This is a genomic window from Paenibacillus sp. J22FR83 (genome assembly GCF_059691955.1).
On sequence record NZ_JCAUAM010000001.1, the window covers coordinates 825,099 to 843,342 of the forward strand.

The 18,244-nt window shown below is 45.7% G+C and carries 19 protein-coding genes; 4 read left to right on the forward strand and 15 right to left on the reverse strand.

What is annotated here, in order from left to right; genetic code table 11:
- Window positions 1-21: 21 nt before the first annotated feature.
- The 8 genes from AC58PV_RS02785 to alaS form a co-directional block, all read right to left on the reverse strand.
- Window positions 22-1,305, reverse strand: coding sequence for a peptidase U32 family protein (locus AC58PV_RS02785; RefSeq protein ID WP_497430765.1), 1,284 nt, complete (start codon window positions 1,303-1,305; stop codon window positions 22-24).
- 25 nt (window positions 1,306-1,330) lie between these two features.
- A complete protein-coding gene (locus tag AC58PV_RS02790) occupies window positions 1,331-2,257 on the reverse strand; it encodes a peptidase U32 family protein (protein WP_497430766.1) in 927 nt (308 codons plus the stop codon).
- Between the two features lie 23 nt (window positions 2,258-2,280).
- Window positions 2,281-3,378 carry an endolytic transglycosylase MltG gene (gene mltG / locus AC58PV_RS02795; protein WP_497430935.1) on the reverse strand — a complete coding sequence of 366 codons (1,098 nt, stop codon included), beginning with the start codon at window positions 3,376-3,378 and terminating at the stop codon, window positions 2,281-2,283.
- Between the two features lie 125 nt (window positions 3,379-3,503).
- A complete protein-coding gene (locus tag AC58PV_RS02800) occupies window positions 3,504-3,803 on the reverse strand; it encodes a DUF1292 domain-containing protein (RefSeq protein WP_068665578.1) in 300 nt (99 codons plus the stop codon).
- Complete coding sequence (locus AC58PV_RS02805) at window positions 3,800-4,108, reverse strand: DUF1292 domain-containing protein (RefSeq protein WP_056610485.1); 309 nt, start codon at window positions 4,106-4,108, stop codon at window positions 3,800-3,802. The genes AC58PV_RS02800 and AC58PV_RS02805 overlap by 4 nt, the downstream gene beginning before the upstream one ends.
- A 6-nt stretch (window positions 4,109-4,114) precedes the next feature.
- Window positions 4,115-4,531 (reverse strand): Holliday junction resolvase RuvX, encoded by a 417-nt coding sequence (ruvX, locus tag AC58PV_RS02810; RefSeq protein ID WP_497430767.1) that lies wholly within the window; start codon window positions 4,529-4,531, stop codon window positions 4,115-4,117.
- Window positions 4,532-4,548: 17 nt separating this feature from the next.
- Complete coding sequence (locus AC58PV_RS02815; RefSeq protein WP_028555746.1) at window positions 4,549-4,809, reverse strand: IreB family regulatory phosphoprotein; 261 nt, start codon at window positions 4,807-4,809, stop codon at window positions 4,549-4,551.
- A gap of 110 nt (window positions 4,810-4,919) precedes the next feature.
- On the reverse strand, window positions 4,920-7,547 hold the full coding sequence (gene alaS / locus AC58PV_RS02820; protein ID WP_497430768.1) for an alanine--tRNA ligase: 2,628 nt from the start codon (window positions 7,545-7,547) through the stop codon (window positions 4,920-4,922).
- A 410-nt stretch (window positions 7,548-7,957) separates the two neighbouring features.
- On the opposite strand from alaS, the gene AC58PV_RS02825 reads away from it, so the two are divergent.
- Window positions 7,958-8,179, forward strand: coding sequence for a DUF3951 domain-containing protein (locus AC58PV_RS02825; RefSeq protein ID WP_497430769.1), 222 nt, complete (start codon window positions 7,958-7,960; stop codon window positions 8,177-8,179).
- Between the two features lie 273 nt (window positions 8,180-8,452).
- Here AC58PV_RS02825 and AC58PV_RS02830 read toward each other — a convergent pair whose 3' ends face one another.
- The 5 genes from AC58PV_RS02830 to cymR all read right to left on the reverse strand — a co-directional run bounded on the left by AC58PV_RS02830 (window position 8,453) and on the right by cymR (window position 12,014).
- Window positions 8,453-9,523, reverse strand: coding sequence for an AI-2E family transporter (locus tag AC58PV_RS02830; protein WP_497430770.1), 1,071 nt, complete (start codon window positions 9,521-9,523; stop codon window positions 8,453-8,455).
- Window positions 9,524-9,676: 153 nt separating this feature from the next.
- Window positions 9,677-9,880, reverse strand: a complete 204-nt coding sequence (locus AC58PV_RS02835; protein WP_028555750.1) for a YrzR-like zinc ribbon domain — start codon at window positions 9,878-9,880, stop codon at window positions 9,677-9,679.
- A 7-nt stretch (window positions 9,881-9,887) separates the two neighbouring features.
- Window positions 9,888-10,409, reverse strand: coding sequence for a PRC-barrel domain-containing protein (locus AC58PV_RS02840; RefSeq protein WP_497430771.1), 522 nt, complete (start codon window positions 10,407-10,409; stop codon window positions 9,888-9,890).
- 28 nt (window positions 10,410-10,437) lie between these two features.
- The gene (locus tag AC58PV_RS02845; RefSeq protein ID WP_497430772.1) at window positions 10,438-11,586 is read right to left on the reverse strand and encodes a cysteine desulfurase family protein; all 1,149 of its coding nucleotides are present in this window, start codon (window positions 11,584-11,586) and stop codon (window positions 10,438-10,440) included.
- Window positions 11,587-11,594: 8 nt separating this feature from the next.
- A complete protein-coding gene (gene cymR, locus AC58PV_RS02850) occupies window positions 11,595-12,014 on the reverse strand; it encodes a cysteine metabolism transcriptional regulator CymR (RefSeq protein ID WP_056610615.1) in 420 nt (139 codons plus the stop codon).
- Window positions 12,015-12,335: 321 nt separating this feature from the next.
- Between cymR and mnmA the strand changes: the two genes are divergently transcribed.
- The 3 genes from mnmA to AC58PV_RS02865 all read left to right on the forward strand — a co-directional run bounded on the left by mnmA (window position 12,336) and on the right by AC58PV_RS02865 (window position 15,277).
- A complete protein-coding gene (mnmA, locus tag AC58PV_RS02855) occupies window positions 12,336-13,424 on the forward strand; it encodes a tRNA 2-thiouridine(34) synthase MnmA (protein WP_497430773.1) in 1,089 nt (362 codons plus the stop codon).
- A 94-nt stretch (window positions 13,425-13,518) separates the two neighbouring features.
- Window positions 13,519-14,208, forward strand: coding sequence for an AlkZ-related protein (locus tag AC58PV_RS02860; protein ID WP_497430774.1), 690 nt, complete (start codon window positions 13,519-13,521; stop codon window positions 14,206-14,208).
- Between the two features lie 712 nt (window positions 14,209-14,920).
- The gene (locus AC58PV_RS02865) at window positions 14,921-15,277 is read left to right on the forward strand and encodes a DUF3889 domain-containing protein (protein WP_497430775.1); all 357 of its coding nucleotides are present in this window, start codon (window positions 14,921-14,923) and stop codon (window positions 15,275-15,277) included.
- Here AC58PV_RS02865 and AC58PV_RS02870 read toward each other — a convergent pair.
- Together AC58PV_RS02870 and AC58PV_RS02875 are read right to left on the reverse strand one after the other, a co-directional pair.
- Complete coding sequence (locus AC58PV_RS02870; RefSeq protein ID WP_497430776.1) at window positions 15,264-16,583, reverse strand: replication-associated recombination protein A; 1,320 nt, start codon at window positions 16,581-16,583, stop codon at window positions 15,264-15,266. The genes AC58PV_RS02865 and AC58PV_RS02870 overlap by 14 nt on opposite strands.
- Window positions 16,584-16,712: 129 nt before the next feature.
- On the reverse strand, window positions 16,713-18,242 hold the full coding sequence (locus tag AC58PV_RS02875) for an MFS transporter (RefSeq protein ID WP_497430777.1): 1,530 nt from the start codon (window positions 18,240-18,242) through the stop codon (window positions 16,713-16,715).
- Between the last annotated feature and the right edge of the window lie 2 nt (window positions 18,243-18,244).

Below are 18,244 nucleotides of genomic sequence, written 5' to 3' on the forward strand. Positions count from 1 at the left end.
CTGGAGAAAGCTTCCATGGTACTATTTTCCTGTTTTTTTACGCATCATATCCCATTTTTTTACAGGTAATACAGTCTTTATCTGCACCAATTGCAGCGGATGTCGAGCAGCATTTAATTCTTGACCCGCTTCATCTTGGATCATTCCAACCGTTTGTTTAAAATGCGTCCCTTCAGGGCCGAAGAACTCAATCTCTTGACCTGGCTTGAAATGATTTCTTTGCTGGATCAGAGCAACGCCTGTATCTGCGTTATAGTCCATAACTAAACCAACGAAATCAAAACCAACAACCTTATCTTCCGGTTCAAAAATGTGGTCTTCATGACCTGGCGCCTCATAAAAGAATCCATCGTTCAAAGGTCGATTCGCCGCTTTATGAATCTCATCCTGCCAAACCGGATTGAGCTTGAAATGCTCGGGATCTTCGAAATACGCATCGATCGCCTGGCGATAAGCATTCACGACTGTTGCCACATAATGTATGCTCTTCATTCTGCCTTCGATCTTGAAGCTATCCACACCCGATTCAATCATGTCCGCGATATAATCAATCATGCTTAAATCCTTGGATCCCATCGTGAAAGCATCATCATCCTCAGCAAACATAGGGAAATCCGTTGCTAGTGGTTCATCCAGCGGTTGATCCTTGGTGAATAGATCATACTTCCAGCGGCATGATTGCGAGCAGCCACCGCGGTTCGAATCGCGATCCGTAAAGTGATTCGACAACACACAACGCCCCGAATATGAACTGCACATGGCACCATGAATAAAAGCTTCAATTTCGACATCGACATGCGCTTTAATTTCATCAATTTCCTGCATGCTGACCTCACGCGCCAATACGACACGCTCGATGCCTTGATCTTTCCAGAACTGTACGGTTTGCCAGTTCATTACGGACTGCTGCGTACTAACATGAACTTCTAGCTCAGGTGCAACGCGGCGACACGTTTCCATAATGATCGGATCTGCGGCGATAATAGCCGAAATACCGACCTCCTGTAGTCCACGTAAGTACTCATCTAAGCCTTCAATATCCTCATTATGTGCGTAGATATTCGTTGCCACGAATACTTTCGCCCCGTATTGCTTCGCAAATTCGACGCCTTCACGCATTTCCTCTTTGGAGAAATTATCCGCGTTCGAACGCAAACCATACTTCTGTCCACCGATATATACAGCATCTGCGCCATAATGGATCGCAAATTTCAACTTTTCCAAATTACCTGCTGGAGCTAGAAGCTCTGGCTTATCTAATCTTACACGCTTACCTCTGGCTCGTGCTTCTACGGCTGTAGTCATCTAGGAGAGCACCTTCTTTCTTTGATCAATATACCTGTTCTTTATAGAAAAATCCGAAACTAAGCTCACGCTCTGGATCCTGAAGCTCCACAATCGCATCCAACCATTCTTGCTGAAATTCGTAGCCTTCAGGGTTCGCAACGTAAGCATCAATTGCAGCGCGATAGCTTTTCACGACCGTTTCATTATACTGCGATGATTTGAGCAAGCCTTCAATTTTCAAACTATCGACATGACCATCGATAAGCTCCGGCAAATTTTCCAACATACAGAAGTCCTCAGAACTCATAATGTGCGTACCATTGCAATCCTCATATACAGGATACCGTTGGTCACGTCTTTCATGTTCAATAAGGAATAGTCCTCGTCCTTTGGAACGGTCCTCTTCCGTCTTCGTCCCTTGATGTGCCATATAATTTTTGACTAGCTCACGCTTGGAATGATAAATATTCGTAATCCCATGCACTTGAACTTCAACAGCAATCTCTGACTTAGCTTTAAAATCAAGCACCTGTTCCATGTTCAACTCTCTCGCGAGAACTACACGAACGGCGCCTTGCCTGCCCCAATAATTCGCTGTAGCATAATTCGTCGAGGTCATTTCCGCATTCCAATGAAGAGGTAATGGCTCTGGTAATTGACGAACCGTCATGACGACTGCTGGATCTCCGAAAATGATAGCATCAACGCCATAAGCTTGAAGAGCCGCTAAGTACTCTTGTAAACCATCGAGTGTTTGGTTATCCAGGATATTGTTAACTGCGACATATACTTTCGCATTCCGTTCGTGAGCCCATGTGACGGATTCCCCGATCTCATTCAGCTTTACTTCGCCTGGCAAACGAAGCCCATAGCGATCTTCTCCTATAATTACAGCGTCCGCACCTGCGCGTATCATTTGTTTCAAATCAGCAATTGAACTGCAGCTGATGACTAATTCTGGTTTATTCACGTGCTTACCTACCTTCTGTCAACTTAATTCGTAGCCTTTTTACTATTGGCAATATTCTTCTTGTGCTCATCAAAGGTTTCCGCAAACAAATGACCCATGGTTCCATCCTTCTTCGTCACATAGAAGAGATATTTCGTTTCTTCTGGATAAATCGCCGCTTTGATTGAAGCTAGGCTTGGGCTTGCAATCGGACCAGGCGGCAATCCTGTATTCAAATACGTATTATATGGACTTTGGATCTGAAGATCCTTTTCCAACAAACGATCCTTCGACTTCTCGAATAAATACTGAACCGTTGCATCGATCTGTAGCGGCATATTCATTTTCAAGCGGTTCACAATGACTCCAGAAACCGTAGCACGCTCAGTATCCACAACAACCTCGCGCTCAATTAACGAAGCAATTGTAAGCATCTGATGGATGGAGAGATTGCGAGCCTTCAACTTGTCCTTCCAATCTGGCGGAAGCGTAGCAAGCATCTTCTCTAGTTGCTCCAATGAACGTTCAACGAATTCCTTTTCGGTAGAACCTTTCTTAAATTCGTACGTTTCAGGAAAAATATATCCCTCGAGTCGGTGTCTAATATTTTTCGTATCTGGAATAGATGCTGTTGACTCATTCGGAAAGCCGGCAGGGTCATCGACTAGCCCCAGGAACGTCTCTTTCTTCCAAGTACTCTGTTCACTCACTTTGGTCGCAATTTGTTCGATGGTATAACCTTCAGGAATCGTGATGCGGATCATTTCTTCCTTCACGACATCCCCTTTGTTGAGTTTATCAATCATCGCTTCAAATGTCATGCCAGGCTTCATCGTGTATTCCCCAGCTTGGAATTTGGAACCCTGCTTTTTAAACTTTAAATAGTACGTGAAAATGGAAGAATTCTTAATGAGTCCCTTCGTTTCTAGTTCATCTGCGATCTTAATTGAACTTGCCCCTTGCGGGATCGATACTCGGACCTCTTGGTCAGATGCGTCAACAGGCTGCAGCGCACTTGCAATAAACAAGCCAATGCCGGCGGCTGTGCCGAGAACAAGTAAAACAACGATACCAAAGCTAAGCAATACCCATTTCAGCACTTTGCGCTTAGGCTTTTGTAATTCTTCTAGCTGATCATCCATATTCACAACGGTTCGATTCCTCCTAGAATGTCCCTCATCAAGTCTTTGGCTGTAGCTTCCCTAACTAGCATTAACCATATGCACAACAAAACCGAGCGGATATCATCCGCTCGGTTATCTACTTCTTAAAAGTCATTCTGCTCAGGGAAAACCATTTCATCGTATAACTCCGAAACCGTTTCCCACTCATCGTCATCGTCAATGGTAACTAATTCATATTCACCATCCGCACCTGAAACGACACGAAAAAGGGCAACTTCATCTTCCTTCTTCAACGCTTCCGATTGCATAACAGCATACGTTTGGTTCTCATAGACGAATTCTTTCAGAAGTTGATAAACCGTTGACTCACTTTGGTCGTCAGACAACAGGATATCATCCCCGTAAGTTTTGCGCAATACATCAGAAGGTGTTGTCGAACTCATGCTTCTTCTTCCTCATCGAACTCCGCCATTAAGGTGTTGAACGTTTCTTCCACAATGTTCCACTCTTCTTCGTCGTCGATGGTGAATAGTTTCAAATCCTCGCCATCATCGTCTTCTTCGTAACGGAATGCATACACTTCGTCGGATTCTTCATCTCCGCCGTCTGTTGGCACAACCATCATATATTTCTTATCTGAACCGTCCACTTCGAATTTCATGATAACCTCGAACTCTTCTTCGTTGCCTTCATCGTCCGGGATGTAAATGATTTCTGGTTCTTCTTCACGCAATTCTTCTTTGGACACGTTCATTCACCTCTTCATATTGGCATCCATGTACCCTTGTAAAATAAGCTGTGCAGCCATCTTATCAATGACTTGCTTCCGTTTCTTCCGGCTTACATCCGCTTCAAGAAGCGTTCGTGTCGCGGCTACGGTTGTTAATCGCTCATCCCATAGGTGTACTGGTACACTAATCTTTTGTTTTAATTCTTCTGAAAAAGCAATTGCAATCTCGCCGCGAGGCCCAATCGTATTATTCATGTTCTTGGGTAACCCGACAACCACTTGCGATACGCCATATTCATTTACAATCTGGATAAGCCGTTCAATGTCTTCTCCCGGCTTATTACGGCGAATCACTTCAAGCCCTTGGGCTGTCCATCCAAGCTCATCGCTTAATGCGACGCCAATGGTTTTATCCCCATAATCCAAGCCCATCCATCTCATGTTGTTTCTCTTTTCTACTATTTGTGTTGACCCAGATAAGCACGAACTAATTCTTCAATCAGTTCATCCCGTTCCCGTTTACGAATGAGGCTTCTCGCATTATTGTGACGCGGAATGTAGGCAGGATCCCCCGAAAGCAAGTAACCAACAATCTGGTTAATCGGATTATACCCTTTTTCCTGAAGAGCATCATACACCGCCAGCAATACATCCTTCGGCGAAGTTTCGATCTCTTCCGCCTTCACATTGAACTTCATCGTTTTGTCCATGGAACTCATCAGGAGCACCCCACTTCCTTGTGACCTTTGTAAAATAATTGAAAAAACTTGCGTTATACATGTGATATATTCTCTATGGTTTTAAAAATTCCTGTCCATTCAAAAAATAATTATGCAAATTGTGAAAGTAGCTCCTCTACGCTAGCTAATGCTGCTTGCAATTTGGATGCATCCTTACCGCCTGCTTGTGCCATGTCTGGACGACCGCCACCACTGCCGCCAACTGCCACAGCGACTTCTTTAATAATTTTACCCGCGTGATAACCTTTAGAAACGAGATCAGGCGTTACCGCCGCAACCAAGTTGACTTTATCTTCAGCAGCAGCTCCTAGAACGATTACAGCCGAACCTAACTTGCCCTTCATCTCATCAACGATGTTGCGAAGCGAATCCATATCAGCCGCATTGACTTGCGCAGCTAGAACGGAAACACCAGCTACTTGTTTCACTTGATCCGTAAGCGAACCTGCCTCAATACGACCTAGCTTACCGCGCAGTGACTCATTCTCGCGCCCCAGCTCTTTCAATTGCTGCAAAGTTGCATCTACACGTTTAGGCACATCCGTGATGTTCGATTTCAGTAAGCCGGCTGCTTCCTTCAACAGTTGTAATTGCCCATCTAAATATTCATAAGCACTACGGCCAGATACCGCTTCAATCCGGCGTACGCCTGAACCAATACCTGATTCACTTACAATTTTAAACAAGCCAATCTGACCTGTATTTTGAACGTGACAACCTCCACAAAGCTCCAAAGAGTAGTCACCAACTTGTACAACACGAACGATATCGCCATACTTCTCGCCGAACAGCGCCATTGCGCCCATAGCTTTCGCTTCCGCAATCGCTTTGAGGGAAATGTCCACGTTCGTACTATTCCAAATTTGTTGATTTACACGTTGTTCTACATCTTGCAGCTCTTCACTAGTAATGGAACCAAAATGAGAGAAGTCAAAACGTAGGCGATCCGGCTCTACCAAGGAACCTGCTTGATTGACATGCGTGCCTAATACTTCCTTTAACGCTTTGTGCAGCAAATGTGTTGCAGTATGGTTCTTGATAATATCTGTCCGAGGAGCAGAAGCAACAATCGCTTGTACAGCGTCACCTTTACGAAGTACGCCAGACTCAACAATAACTTTGTGTACATGTTGGCCATGCGGCGCTTTCATGACGTCAATAACCTGCAAGACCACTTGATCATTGCGAATCGTACCTTTATCGCCAACTTGACCACCGCTCTCTGCATAGAAAGGCGTACGATCTAGAACGACCTGGCAAGTCTCACCAACACCAACCAGCTCCACGAGTTCATTCTCATGCACAATGGCTTCAATATTGCTACTTACTACCAACTCATTATATCCAACAAATTCGCTTTTAATCGTTAGTTCGGACAGTGGTCCACCTTGAACCTTCATTCCGCCTTCTTTGTTGCTCGCTGCACGGGCGCGATCACGCTGTTCCTTCATAGAAGCATCAAAACCTGCACGATCAACCGTTAACCCCTTCTCCGACGCAAAGTCCTCTGTCAAATCAAATGGGAAACCATACGTATCATACAGTTTAAATGCATCAGGCCCGCTAATTTGGTTCGTGCCAGCTTGCTGTGTTTTCTGAACCATCTCGGCAAGAATGATCAACCCGTCGCTCAACGTCTCATGGAAACGCTCCTCTTCGGTGCGGATTACCTTTTCGATGAACTCACGCTTATCTACAACCTCTGGATAGTAAACACCCATAATATCGCCAACTGTTGGCACTAACTTGAATAAGAATGGCTTATCCAAGCCAAGGACTTTCCCATAGCGCACTGCCCGACGCAGCAAACGACGGATGATATAGCCACGACCTTCATTAGAAGGAAGAACGCCATCTCCAACGGAGAAAGCTACGGTACGGATATGATCCGCGATGACTTTAAGCGCTACATCATGCTCTTCATTCACGTGGTAGGCTACACCTGTTAGCTCACACGTTTTCTCAATAATCGGCAAGAACAGGTCGGTATCAAAGTTAGAATCAACATCTTGCAGAATGGAAGCGAAACGCTCCAAGCCTGCGCCTGTATCAATATTCTTGTTAGGAAGCGGTGTATAGCTGCCATCGGAATTATGATTGAACTGTGTGAATACCAAGTTCCACACTTCTAGGAAGCGCTCATTTTCCCCGCCTGGCCAGCATTCCGGATCCGACAGGTCACCATATTTATCGCCGCGATCGTAGAAAATCTCCGTACAAGGGCCGCATGGACCTTCACCAATATCCCAGAAATTATCTTCTTTGAGCTTATAGATACGTTCCTCAGGAATGCCTATTTGCTTGTTCCAGATGTCGAAAGCTTCCTCATCATCTTCGTGAACCGTTACCGAGATCCGATTCGGATCAAACCCGATCCATTGCGGATCTGTTAGGAACTCCCACGCCCAAGGAATAACTTCTTGCTTGAAATAATCTCCGATTGAGAAATTCCCTAACATTTCAAAGAAAGTATGGTGACGACGCGTTTTACCTACATTCTCAATATCATTGGTACGGATACATTTCTGAGCATTCGTAATCCTTGGGTTCTCTGGGATTTCACGCCCATCTAGGTAAGGCTTCAAAGGTGCAATCCCTGCGTTAATCCACAAAAGGGATGGGTCGTTATGCGGTACTAATGAGGAGCTCGGCTCAACCTTATGCCCTTTACTTGCGAAAAATTTCAACCATTTCGAACGAATTTCACTTGCTTTCATCTCTGTGAGCCTCCATTTATTGGATAAGTTAAGAAAAAACAAAAAACGCCCCTGCTGTTAACAGGGACGAATCATCGCGGTACCACCCTGGTTATTGGCTTCGTGCTCCTGTGCCTGCGGCATAGAGTGAATCCAATCTCCTTGTGCGGATTTGTAACGGATCCAACCGGTGGAGTTCATCCACACTCCGAAACGAGCTTTGGGCCATCCTAGCACCGAAAGGTTCTTCCAGCCGATCTTCGCAGCTATCGCTGCCAAGCGGAACCTCTTCTCTGACGATGAGCTATGGCTTACTAAGTTTCATCAACGCTTTTTTCACATATAGATAAGGCAAATTATAACTTTCTGGGGGTTGCCTGTCAATATGAGGGCATTATAAGGTAGAATATAGTCATATGGAGGTGCTTCTCATGGACATGTCGACACTTACTTTGCTCGGACTCATTTTCCCCATCTTCGTCTTAATCATTTACATTATGGCGAAAACAATTATAAGGAAGCAAATTCCAGATAGCCGCTACAATCCATTTGATTACATTACGGGGCAATCACATGTGGAATTTCAAGAACAGAAGGAACAGAAAGAGGAAGAAGATGGCCAAGGAGATGATAAAGACAAACATCTGAAGTAGTCATTTCATTGTGATTAAATTAATAGCTAACACCCCATTGACAATGATTCTCAATAGAAGTATACTGAGTTTATTGATAATGATTTTCATTATCGAATGGAAATTTACAGCTTGCTTATTACTCACTTATTCCGTAGTCCATTTCTTGGTTTACGTATGGGCCACAACCTTTTCTAACTCCTCAACCCTCGTGCAAAACCCTTTGAACCATGATCCCGCAAGTCATGGCTCAAGGGGTTTTGTGCGTCTTCTGCCTTTCCCAGTGAAATAAACCTAGACTGTTGGCTTATGAACGAAGTGAATGAAGACATGTTGGATGATGACTTTCAATACTGCGAAGAAGGGTACCGCCAAGATCAATCCCACTACCCCCGCTACTTCTCCACCAACAAGTAACGCGAAAATGATAAACAGCGGATGCATATGCAGCGTTTTGCCTACAACTTGTGGTGAAATCACATTTCCCTCGAGAATTTGCACCGTCAAATTGACAAGTGCAACGAACAGCACCATTTTCAATGAGACGGTCGAAGCCATAATAACAGCCGGTGCCGCGCCAAAGAAAGGCCCCATATACGGAATGATATTAAAGATCGCAACAACACTAGCAAGCAATAGCGGGTACGGCATGCCGATCAGCCAATAGCCTATATAAGCGAGCACACCGATAATCAAGCACACGAGGAGCTGCCCTCGTATATAATTACCGAGCGCCGAATCAATGTCCATGAGCAGTGAGACGGTTTTTTTGCGATGCTTGATGGGTACAACCGCTAGCGCAGTCTTCTCGATAATCTGGAAATCCTTCAAGATATAGAACGCCAGAAATGGCACGATGAAAGCAATAAAGAGCATATTGATGGTTGATCCAATTTGATTCATGTAATTCGCGACCGCCATGGATATCTTCGACTCCAGCTTCCCAATCGAATGATTGAATCCATTTCGAACACTATCCGGCAGCAGTTGATTCTGATTAAAGCCATCTACAAGGGACTGTGCCTTCATCGCCATTTGCGGCATATGTTCATTTAATTCCGCGGCCTGCTCCACAAACATCGGCGTCATATTCATAATAATGACCGTCACGGATGTGATAAATACACTATAGATCAACAGTACGGCGATTGTTCTCGGCACTTTGCGTTTATTCAAGATCGTGACGACAGGATTTAATATATACGAGATGATTATCGCTATGAAAAACGGCATCACGATGGCTTTGATGAATGTAAACAAGTGAAACAGGATCGGTTTAATCAGCACAAGCAAATACAGCCCGACTAAGATTAGTAAGGCATATATCATTCCAACAAACCATTTATTACTCCAAAATCGTTCCATACTGCCTCCACCTCTGTCATTTGAATTCGACGTGACGTTCATACAGTATGTGTACTAGCCCACCAAATTAATCCTGACTTGGCACCAAACAACAAAAAAAGCGTTATTGGTCAAGCGATTCCTCGCCTAATCAATAACGCTTCATAGTTAACTTTAGTTCACGTGCTCGTGGATATGAGAAACTTCTTCCTCAAAAAACAAATCATCCAGAGAACTTAGCGTACCATCTTCCTCAACTTGATACACGGACATCTTATCTCCGTTTACACTTAATTCGATGAAACAACCCCAACAGTAAAATTGATGGGAACCGATCTTTCCAATATCTTTGGAGTTACAGTTTGGACAACGCATCATGCTCACCCTATTCTTCTTTGGATATGAAGAGTTCTTCTACTTCCTGAGCGCAATGTCCAGGCACGATGATCGCATCTTCCCCCATCGTTGCCGATTCTGGCATGGGAAGCCACTTTCGCCCTTCTTTTAAATCAGAAATAAACCCTTCGGACAATTCATAACCTACTATTTGTTTACCCCAATTCTGGTCTAAATAAACATCTTCTACCATGCCTAATTCGTGCCCTCCCACAGTTAAGACCGGGAGTCCCTTAATCTTGTCGCTTCCCTCAAGGAAAGCATGGCACTCATTCTTCTGCCCAAATTCGCAAATGACACTATCGTTCGGTATGGTTATAGCATCCTCTCCGGTAGACACGATCCCTTCCCATGAAATGTATCGTAAGGACGAGAACCATGTCTTCGCTTCGAGTATAATGCCGCTTATGTTCCACGTTGGGTCAATCAATAAATCTTTCACTTCGCCAACTTGCTTACCCGACTCAACGGTTACAACGGGAAGTCCAATTAAATCATGCGCTCTGCGCAAAAGTGACGCCTCCTAGAACCACCCAGTACTACTTATTACGCAACCGCTGGATAATGGTTGCAACTTTATGGGCGGCCGTTTCGATTTGTTCTTTAGAATTCCCCATTCCAAAGCTAAATCGTACAGCGGAGTGAGTTACATTTTCTGGAAGATTCATGGCTTGCAAGACATGTGAGACTTCCAGTGAGCCAGACGTGCATGCGGAGCCGCTTGCAGCAGCTACCCCTGCTAAATCAAGGTTCATTAAAAGTGTTTCTGTTGAAACACCAGGAAAAGAAATGTTAAGGATGTGCGGAACATGCCATGCTCGATGCCCGTTAATTGTAAATCCTTCACAGCCCAATTGCTGTTCTAAGACGGAAATCATCAGTTCGCGAAGCTCACTTGCCTGTGTGTAGTTGTGTTCTTGGAGCGGAAGAATGGTTTCAACTGCTTTAGCAAAGCCAGCGATCGCGGGAATATTCTCAGTCCCGGCCCTGCGCTTGCGTTCTTGTGAACCACCGAATACGTGAGGAAGCAGCTTCGTATGCTTTGAAACGTAGAGGGCACCTGCGCCTTTGGGGCCATAAATTTTGTGGGCAGACAGGCTCACGAGATCGACCGGCAGTTCTGCAAGATTCAAGGCAATCTTCCCTAAAGCTTGCACCGCATCGACATGAAAGGTAATGCCATTGCTGTGAGCTAGACGACCTATTTGCTCAATAGGTTGAATAGTTCCCACTTCATTATTCACATACATCATAGAGATGAGAGCTGTGTCGGGACGAATAGCTGCTTCCACATCTTCTACTTGAATAAGTCCATCTGAACCTACCGGCACGTATGTAACTTCAAAGCCTAGGTTTTCTAATCGTTCACAGGGATGAAGCACGGCATGATGCTCAATCGCACTCGTTACGATATGCTTTCTGCCTGCTTGATCCCCATGCATGATCCCAAATATGGCCATGTTATTACTTTCTGTTCCGCCGCTTGTAAAGATAAGCTCACTTGGCATGCAACCTAAGGAGTTCGCCATCCCATCACGGAAGCGATTCAACGCAGTTCTTGCTGCACGACCAAAACTGTGAGTGCTAGAAGGATTACCATAATTTGTTGTATAGAAAGGCAACATCGCATCCCATACATCGGCGTGTACAGGCGTTGTTGCAGCATGATCAAGATAAATTGGCTCCATGTGTCACCTTAAATGTAAAACATGTAATTATCGTTTTTACCTTTATCCTCAAAAGAAATCAGGTTCGCCAACGTAGTGGAATCCAGCACATCTGCAATGCTATCACGAATCCGAATCCACAAGTCCCGTTTGGCTGGATCATCTTCTTCTGTAAAATCTACAGGGGATATTGGCCCTTCTAGTACGCGAATAACTTCACCTGCAGTTACCTGCTCGGCAGATTTAGAAAGAATATAACCACCGTATGCTCCACGTATACTTTTGACTAAACCCGCATTCCGCAAAGGAGCTACAAGTTGCTCAAGATAATGTTCAGAAAGCTGATGTCTCTCAGCAATGCTTTTCAGTGAAGTCGGTCCTTCACCCACTCGGTTGGCTAATTCCATCATGATCGTTAATCCATAACGACCTTTAGTGGAAATTTTCAAAATTAACACCTCATTCAACATGTTATGCCATCAAGGAATCTGTATATATCGCTAAAACTTGAGATGCTTACCAAATCTGCTACCCACGCTTTAACACCAGGGTCGTCCCTATCTAGGTAAACAGCGTTTCCATTTTTCGCAAAAACATTCCAAAACATCCGTATATCGTATCTATGTTATCACAAAACCCTAGTAATGTGGGGGAAAAACAATGACATTCTCATGAAATATTTTAAATTTGAGCAATTGGCATGTATAATAGTAGTGTTCAAAATGAACAGCACCACCAAAGTCATGCCAGATGGAAAAGAGGTTTACGCGATGGAAACAAAAAAACGTGTCATCTTAGGGATGTCCGGAGGTGTCGATTCTTCGGTTGCCGCGCTGCTGCTCAAAGAGCAAGGTTATGAAGTCATTGGCATTTTCATGAAAAACTGGGACGATACTGACGAATTTGGTCATTGTACGGCAGAAGAAGATGCAGAGGATGTCAGACGGGTCTGTGACCAGCTCGACATTCCTTTCTATACAGTAAATTTTGAGAAGCAGTATTACGACAAAGTTTTTGCCTACTTTTTGGACGAGTATACCAAGGGCCGCACGCCAAATCCAGACGTCATGTGCAACCGTGAAATCAAGTTTGGGGAATTGTTGCAAAAGGTTCTCGATCTTGGCGGCGACTATATCGCCACTGGACATTACGCGCAAGTGAAGGAGCAAGACGGCGAGTTCGTGTTGATGCGCGGGAATGATTCGAACAAGGATCAAACTTATTTCCTTAACGTCCTTAATCAAAGTCAACTTGCCAAAGCCATGTTCCCGATCGGTCACTTGCCGAAATCCAAAGTACGCGAAATCGCTGAAGGGGCTGGACTAGCAACGGCGAAGAAGAAAGATAGCACGGGTATTTGCTTCATTGGCGAGCGCGACTTCAAAACGTTCCTCAGCCAATACCTCCCTGCTCGCCCAGGCAATATGGTTGATGTTCGTAACGGTGAGATCAAAGGGCGTCATGATGGGTTAATGTATTACACGTTAGGCCAAAGACAGGGCCTCGGGATTGGCGGATCCGGCTCTGGTGAGCCATGGTTCGTTGTGGACAAGAAATTGGAGACCAATGAGTTGCTCGTTGTGCAAGGTGAGGGGCATCCTGGACTTTACTCTAAGGGTCTTACGGCAACGGATGTGAACTGGATTTCTACTAAGAAACCTGAGGGTGCTTTCACATGTACAGCGAAATTCCGTTATCGCCAAGCGGATCAAGGAGTCGTACTTACTTTGCAATCCGATGGTACCTGCGAAGTTGTCTTCGATAAGCCGCAAAAAGCAGTCACACCTGGCCAATCTGTCGTCTTTTATAATGGGGATATCTGTTTAGGCGGCGGTGTGATTGATAAGGTTCATAAGTGAGCTTGGTGTTAATAGTGCAAAGAGTAGAGATTAGAGCAAGGCAAACAAAAGGGCAAGAAATTAGTGGAATAGACTTGTGTGGAGGAGAATGTGTATGGCTATGAAAGAGGTAACGTTAAAAGCTGATACGTATGAAGATGTAAAAAGGCTTGTTAAAGAGATCGGTATTCTTCCCCTCTCTTCGTTTATGCCAGGGCATCCTTCTCTTGAGTCCTTAACAGTCCCTGAACAATGGCATACTGGGCTCGAAACAGATCCTTGGCTATGGCGCGATCGCCTGCCGGGTGACGGTCTTGCAGCTTATGGCCGATTTTTTGCTAAGAAGCCCTTATTAATCTCTTCCGATCTATTTCCGTTGATCAAAAACTTACTGGAAGATCCCTATACGGTAGACGAGCGTTATTCGGATGGCGAGTTGTCCAAAGCGGCTGTCGATGTGTATCACGCCATTGAGGCTAGTGAGGGGATCGACGTAAAGGCGCTGCGCGCTGCAACCGATTTGAAATCGAAAGAATCGAAGGCCGAGTTCGACCGTGCTCTCATCGACTTGCAGAGTAAAACCGATATCGTGATCGCTGGGATTAGTGAGCGGCTGAACGCCAATGGTACGAAAAACGGCTGGAACAGCACCTGTTATATGACGGCTTCGCATTGGATGGAGCTGCATGGCATAGCACCGAACACCCTGCCAACACCTGAAGCCAAAGCTCAGCTGCGCACGCTGCTGCAGGAGAAGTACAGCGAGGCTGCTGGTAAGTATTTGGGGAAGATTTTTAAGCTGTAATGTGGAGAAGCACTTCGGTGCTTCTTTTTTGTTAGGTTTGATTATTGTGTAGCCTGGTGGCGGGGGTGGGGCTGGTGAGATTGGATTGTTGGCGCGGTGATTGTTGGGCGGGTGAGATTTTTCGCAGGAAGTTTTGTTTAACTGGAAAAAGTACAGCTATTTTGAAGAATTTCATTCGAAAAATGGATTTAGATGGAAAATATGTAGTTAATTAGGACTTATTTCACAATATGGGCTCAAAAGCTCAGAATTACCTGTAGAAAATCCAGTTATTCTATTTTTCAAGGAATTTTCTCAAGAATTACCTGTAGAAAATACATCTAATCGATAGCCGATAGGTAACTTAAGCAACTCCAAGTAACTCTATGTGCTCCCAATCACGACCCTCCAGTAATCAAACTATATAGCGCATCACACGAATCGTCATCCATAACATACAACGTCCGCAATTCCACGTCCCCCTCTACTCAAACAATCAGACACATCACACCCCGTCACCAACAACATACAACACGCTCCATCCATACAGTGGTCAATAATGCTCTCTCCAGCATGTCGCAAACACCGCATCGAACTTTCCTAGTAATTTGTTAGAAGACGATGTTTTTGCTGTTATTTACCGTTCATGATGGCGTATGTCTGCTCTCCCTCTCGCACACGCTACTAACGAAAGGTGTGAGCGATACTGAGCAAAATCATAGCTATTTTACTCATGTTTGGCTTGAGCTGGGTTGAATCTTTACCTGTACTGGCAGTGGGCACCACACAACAAAGAAACAGTGGTCATACCGTAAGAGCGCCTATTCATGACCCCTCTTATGCCAAGTGGAGCCGGCTTGCTTTTCAAGAAGCTGGAAAGGTGTATACGTTGCTGGATTATAGGTATATCGGAAAGTCCACCGTGGCACCTGGTGTTGTCCAACAGCAGTTCCGCTTCTGGGTCAAAAAAAATGGCACCGAATTCCCACTTATGGTGTCCATTCGGTATGATCCCGTTACAGAAAAGGTGTTTACCATTTTGATGGAGCAAGAAAATAGAGGGACTCTAACGGATTCTATGAATCTGTAGGCGTCCCTCTTCTTTTGTGTTGATTTTGCTTCATTTTCTCTTCTGTGCCTTGATTGCTTGCGGCAAAAATCACTTCATGCTGAATCTCATCAGGCAAGTACTGCTGACGCACAAAATGCCCAGGGTAATTATGCGGATACATGTAGCCTTTATGACCGAGCTTCTCTGCACCTTTGTAGTGTGTATCGCGGAGGTGCAACGGAACTTCCGCTGACTTCACCCGCTCCATCAACTCCTGTGCACGCATGATGGCGATCGGGATCGAGTTGGACTTCGGACTTTCCACAGCGAATAAAATTGCCTGGGAAATGATGTACTTCGATTCCGGCCAGCCGATCTTATGGTAGGCGTCCATCGCCGTGACAGACTGAACCATCGCCTGCGGATTGGCGAGCCCGATGTCTTCGCTGCAAGCGACGATGAGACGCCGCAGGAAGGTCATAGGATCCATGCCGAGCTTCTCGACGGCATAGAGGAACCAGAACAGCGCGGCGTCGCTAGACCCGCGCACGCTCTTGTGAAAGGCGGACAAGACGTCATACTGCGTCGACTCGTCCGCTTTCACGATGGGGCGGCGGATCGACTCCTCCGCCACCTCGCGCGTGATATGAACCGTACCATCCGGTTCAGGTGAGGTCGTCAGCGCTGCGAGCTCCAGCGCGTTCAGGGATCTGCGGATGTCCCCATTGGCCATCTGCGCGATGTGGAGAAGCGCCTCCTCGTCCACGTGGAGGCGCATGAAGCCGAGCCCCTTCACGGGATCGGCGATCGCTCTTCGCATGGCGATGAGCGCATGCTCCGCCGTGAGCGGCTCTAGCTGAAACAGCGTCGAGCGCGACAAGAGGGCCCCGTTCACATGGTGAAACGGGTTTTCGGTGGTCGCCCCGATGAAGATGAGGATGCCCTGCTCTACCGCAGGAAGCAGTGCATCCTGCCGCGAGGTATTGAAGCGATGGACTTCGTCCAGAAACAACGTCGTTTTACGACCGTACATCGCTTTGGTGCTTTTGGCCAATTCAATGATTTCACGGACGTCCTTCACCGAAGCATCAACCGCATTAAGCTTCATAAATTCGCCTTGGGTCCGATTCGCAATAATGTTCGCGAGCGTCGTCTTCCCTGTCCCTGGAGGTCCATAAAGGAGAATCGACGTCACTTGATCCGCCTCAATCGCCCGACGTAAGAGCTTGCCTTTGCCAACAATTTGCTCTTGTCCGATGTATTCATCCAATGTCGTAGGCCGCATCCGGTCCGCGAGCAGCTTGCCTGCAGGGTCTTGTGATGACGCATATGTAAACAAATCCATGATAAGTTTTCCTTTACTTGTTATAAAAGTGGGTCTGTCCATTATACCTTGCATAGAAAGGCATGTCATGTCTATCCAAATAAAAAAACTCCTCCAACGCGCGGAGACCACGCATGGAGGAGACATCATTTAATGAGAAACAACAGGCTCCTGTTGAGCGTCCTGACGAGGTGCCGGTGCTGCAAAACGCAGTGGTCCCGCAATAAATGCTGCGCCTAACCCGACAACGCCAAAGGCAATACTAAGGATAAAACCATGATTGATCGCAGTTCCTAGTGAATCGCGCAGGAAGTTCATTGTATCTGGTGGCAGCGCTGAACCTGCACGGATCAATTGCTCGGGGTTCCCCAACGTAGCCAGTTTATCAAGCGGCATTTGATGTGCGGCAGCACCTTCCTGAATGAGGCTGCTATAGTTATTGTTCACAATAGTCGCCATGATCGACGCACCTAGTACACCACCGATATTACGCCAGAACCCAACGATGGAGGAGCTGACACCAATGTATTTGCGGTCAACACTTTGAGCAACAGCATTTTGAGCCACACTCATTAACGGTCCGATCGCACCAACCCCAAGAATGACCATAAGCAAGATCATATAGAATTTACTGGCATCATGACTGACTACGCTTAGTAGGTAACTAACAACAATCCCCGCTGTCATACTGAAAGCGAACACAGCACGGAAGCTGAAGTAGCGCTGCAGGAACCCAAAACCAACTGCACCAACCATTAAGGAAAACATCATAGGCGTCAGCAGGCTATTGGAATTCGCATTGCCCAGTACTGCTGTTGAGAAAATAGGCAAATAAGCAATCGCCGAAAACATAATCGCACCTTGACATAGACAAGCTAAGACTGTCGCTAAGACCATCCGGTTTTTGAATAGGGGGAGCGGAAGAATCGGTTCATGCGCTCGGCGCTCCACGCCAATAAAGAAGTAACCAACGACAACCGCTACGGCTAGCAAGCCTATGATTTGCCAAGAGCCCCAAGCGTAATCTTTACCACCGAATTCAAGCGCGAGCATCAGTGAAACGGTCGTGACAATGAGAAACAGTGTACCCAAATAATCGATTTTGGGACGACGATCGGAACGTGATTCTTTTAGCGCAAAAAATAAGACGAGGAATGACAATACTCCCAATGGCAGATTCACGTAGAAACACCATCGCCAGCCCCATGATTCAGCCAAAAGCGTACCGATTTGCGGTCCTGCAACCGAAGAAAGTCCAAATATCCCTGCAAATACGCCTGACAACTTCGCCGCCTGCTTCGGGTCAGCAAATATCGTATAGATGATCGTAAATGAAATCGGGAAAATCGCCCCAGATCCGATACCTTGAATGGCACGGAATACAATCAGTTGAGTCATATCCTGAGCCATACCGCACAGTGCCGACCCAATAAGGAAAATTGAAATCCCAATCATATAAAACAATTTTCGTCCGAACATATCCGACAACTTTCCGAATACAAGCATCGTGCTTGTAGAAGCAAGCATATAGGCGGTGAATACCCAGCTTATTTTATCAAAACCATTAATATCGCTAATGATGTGTGAAATCGCCGCTGATGTCACAGTGTTATCGAGTGCAGACATGAGAAGTCCAAGCGCCATTGCCAAAATAATCAAACCTGTTTTCCTATTCGCCATGT

Bases quoted from the DNA above. Each gene is read 5' to 3' on its own strand.
- AC58PV_RS02785 (WP_497430765.1), bottom strand. From the start codon at position 1,305: ATGACTACAGCCGTAGAAGCACGAGCCAGAGGTAAGCGTGTAAGATTA.
- mltG (WP_497430935.1), bottom strand. From the start codon at position 3,378: ATGGATGATCAGCTAGAAGAATTACAAAAGCCTAAGCGCAAAGTGCTG.
- AC58PV_RS02800 (WP_068665578.1), bottom strand. From the start codon at position 3,803: ATGAGTTCGACAACACCTTCTGATGTATTGCGCAAAACTTACGGGGAT.
- ruvX (WP_497430767.1), bottom strand. From the start codon at position 4,531: ATGAGATGGATGGGCTTGGATTATGGGGATAAAACCATTGGCGTCGCA.
- AC58PV_RS02815 (WP_028555746.1), bottom strand. From the start codon at position 4,809: ATGAGTTCCATGGACAAAACGATGAAGTTCAATGTGAAGGCGGAAGAG.
- alaS (WP_497430768.1), bottom strand. From the start codon at position 7,547: ATGAAAGCAAGTGAAATTCGTTCGAAATGGTTGAAATTTTTCGCAAGT.
- AC58PV_RS02825 (WP_497430769.1), top strand. From the start codon at position 7,958: ATGGACATGTCGACACTTACTTTGCTCGGACTCATTTTCCCCATCTTC.
- AC58PV_RS02830 (WP_497430770.1), bottom strand. From the start codon at position 9,523: ATGGAACGATTTTGGAGTAATAAATGGTTTGTTGGAATGATATATGCC.
- AC58PV_RS02835 (WP_028555750.1), bottom strand. From the start codon at position 9,880: ATGATGCGTTGTCCAAACTGTAACTCCAAAGATATTGGAAAGATCGGT.
- AC58PV_RS02845 (WP_497430772.1), bottom strand. From the start codon at position 11,586: ATGGAGCCAATTTATCTTGATCATGCTGCAACAACGCCTGTACACGCC.
- mnmA (WP_497430773.1), top strand. From the start codon at position 12,336: ATGGAAACAAAAAAACGTGTCATCTTAGGGATGTCCGGAGGTGTCGAT.
- AC58PV_RS02860 (WP_497430774.1), top strand. From the start codon at position 13,519: ATGGCTATGAAAGAGGTAACGTTAAAAGCTGATACGTATGAAGATGTA.
- AC58PV_RS02865 (WP_497430775.1), top strand. From the start codon at position 14,921: ATGTTTGGCTTGAGCTGGGTTGAATCTTTACCTGTACTGGCAGTGGGC.
- AC58PV_RS02870 (WP_497430776.1), bottom strand. From the start codon at position 16,583: ATGGATTTGTTTACATATGCGTCATCACAAGACCCTGCAGGCAAGCTG.
- AC58PV_RS02875 (WP_497430777.1), bottom strand. From the start codon at position 18,242: ATGGCGAATAGGAAAACAGGTTTGATTATTTTGGCAATGGCGCTTGGA.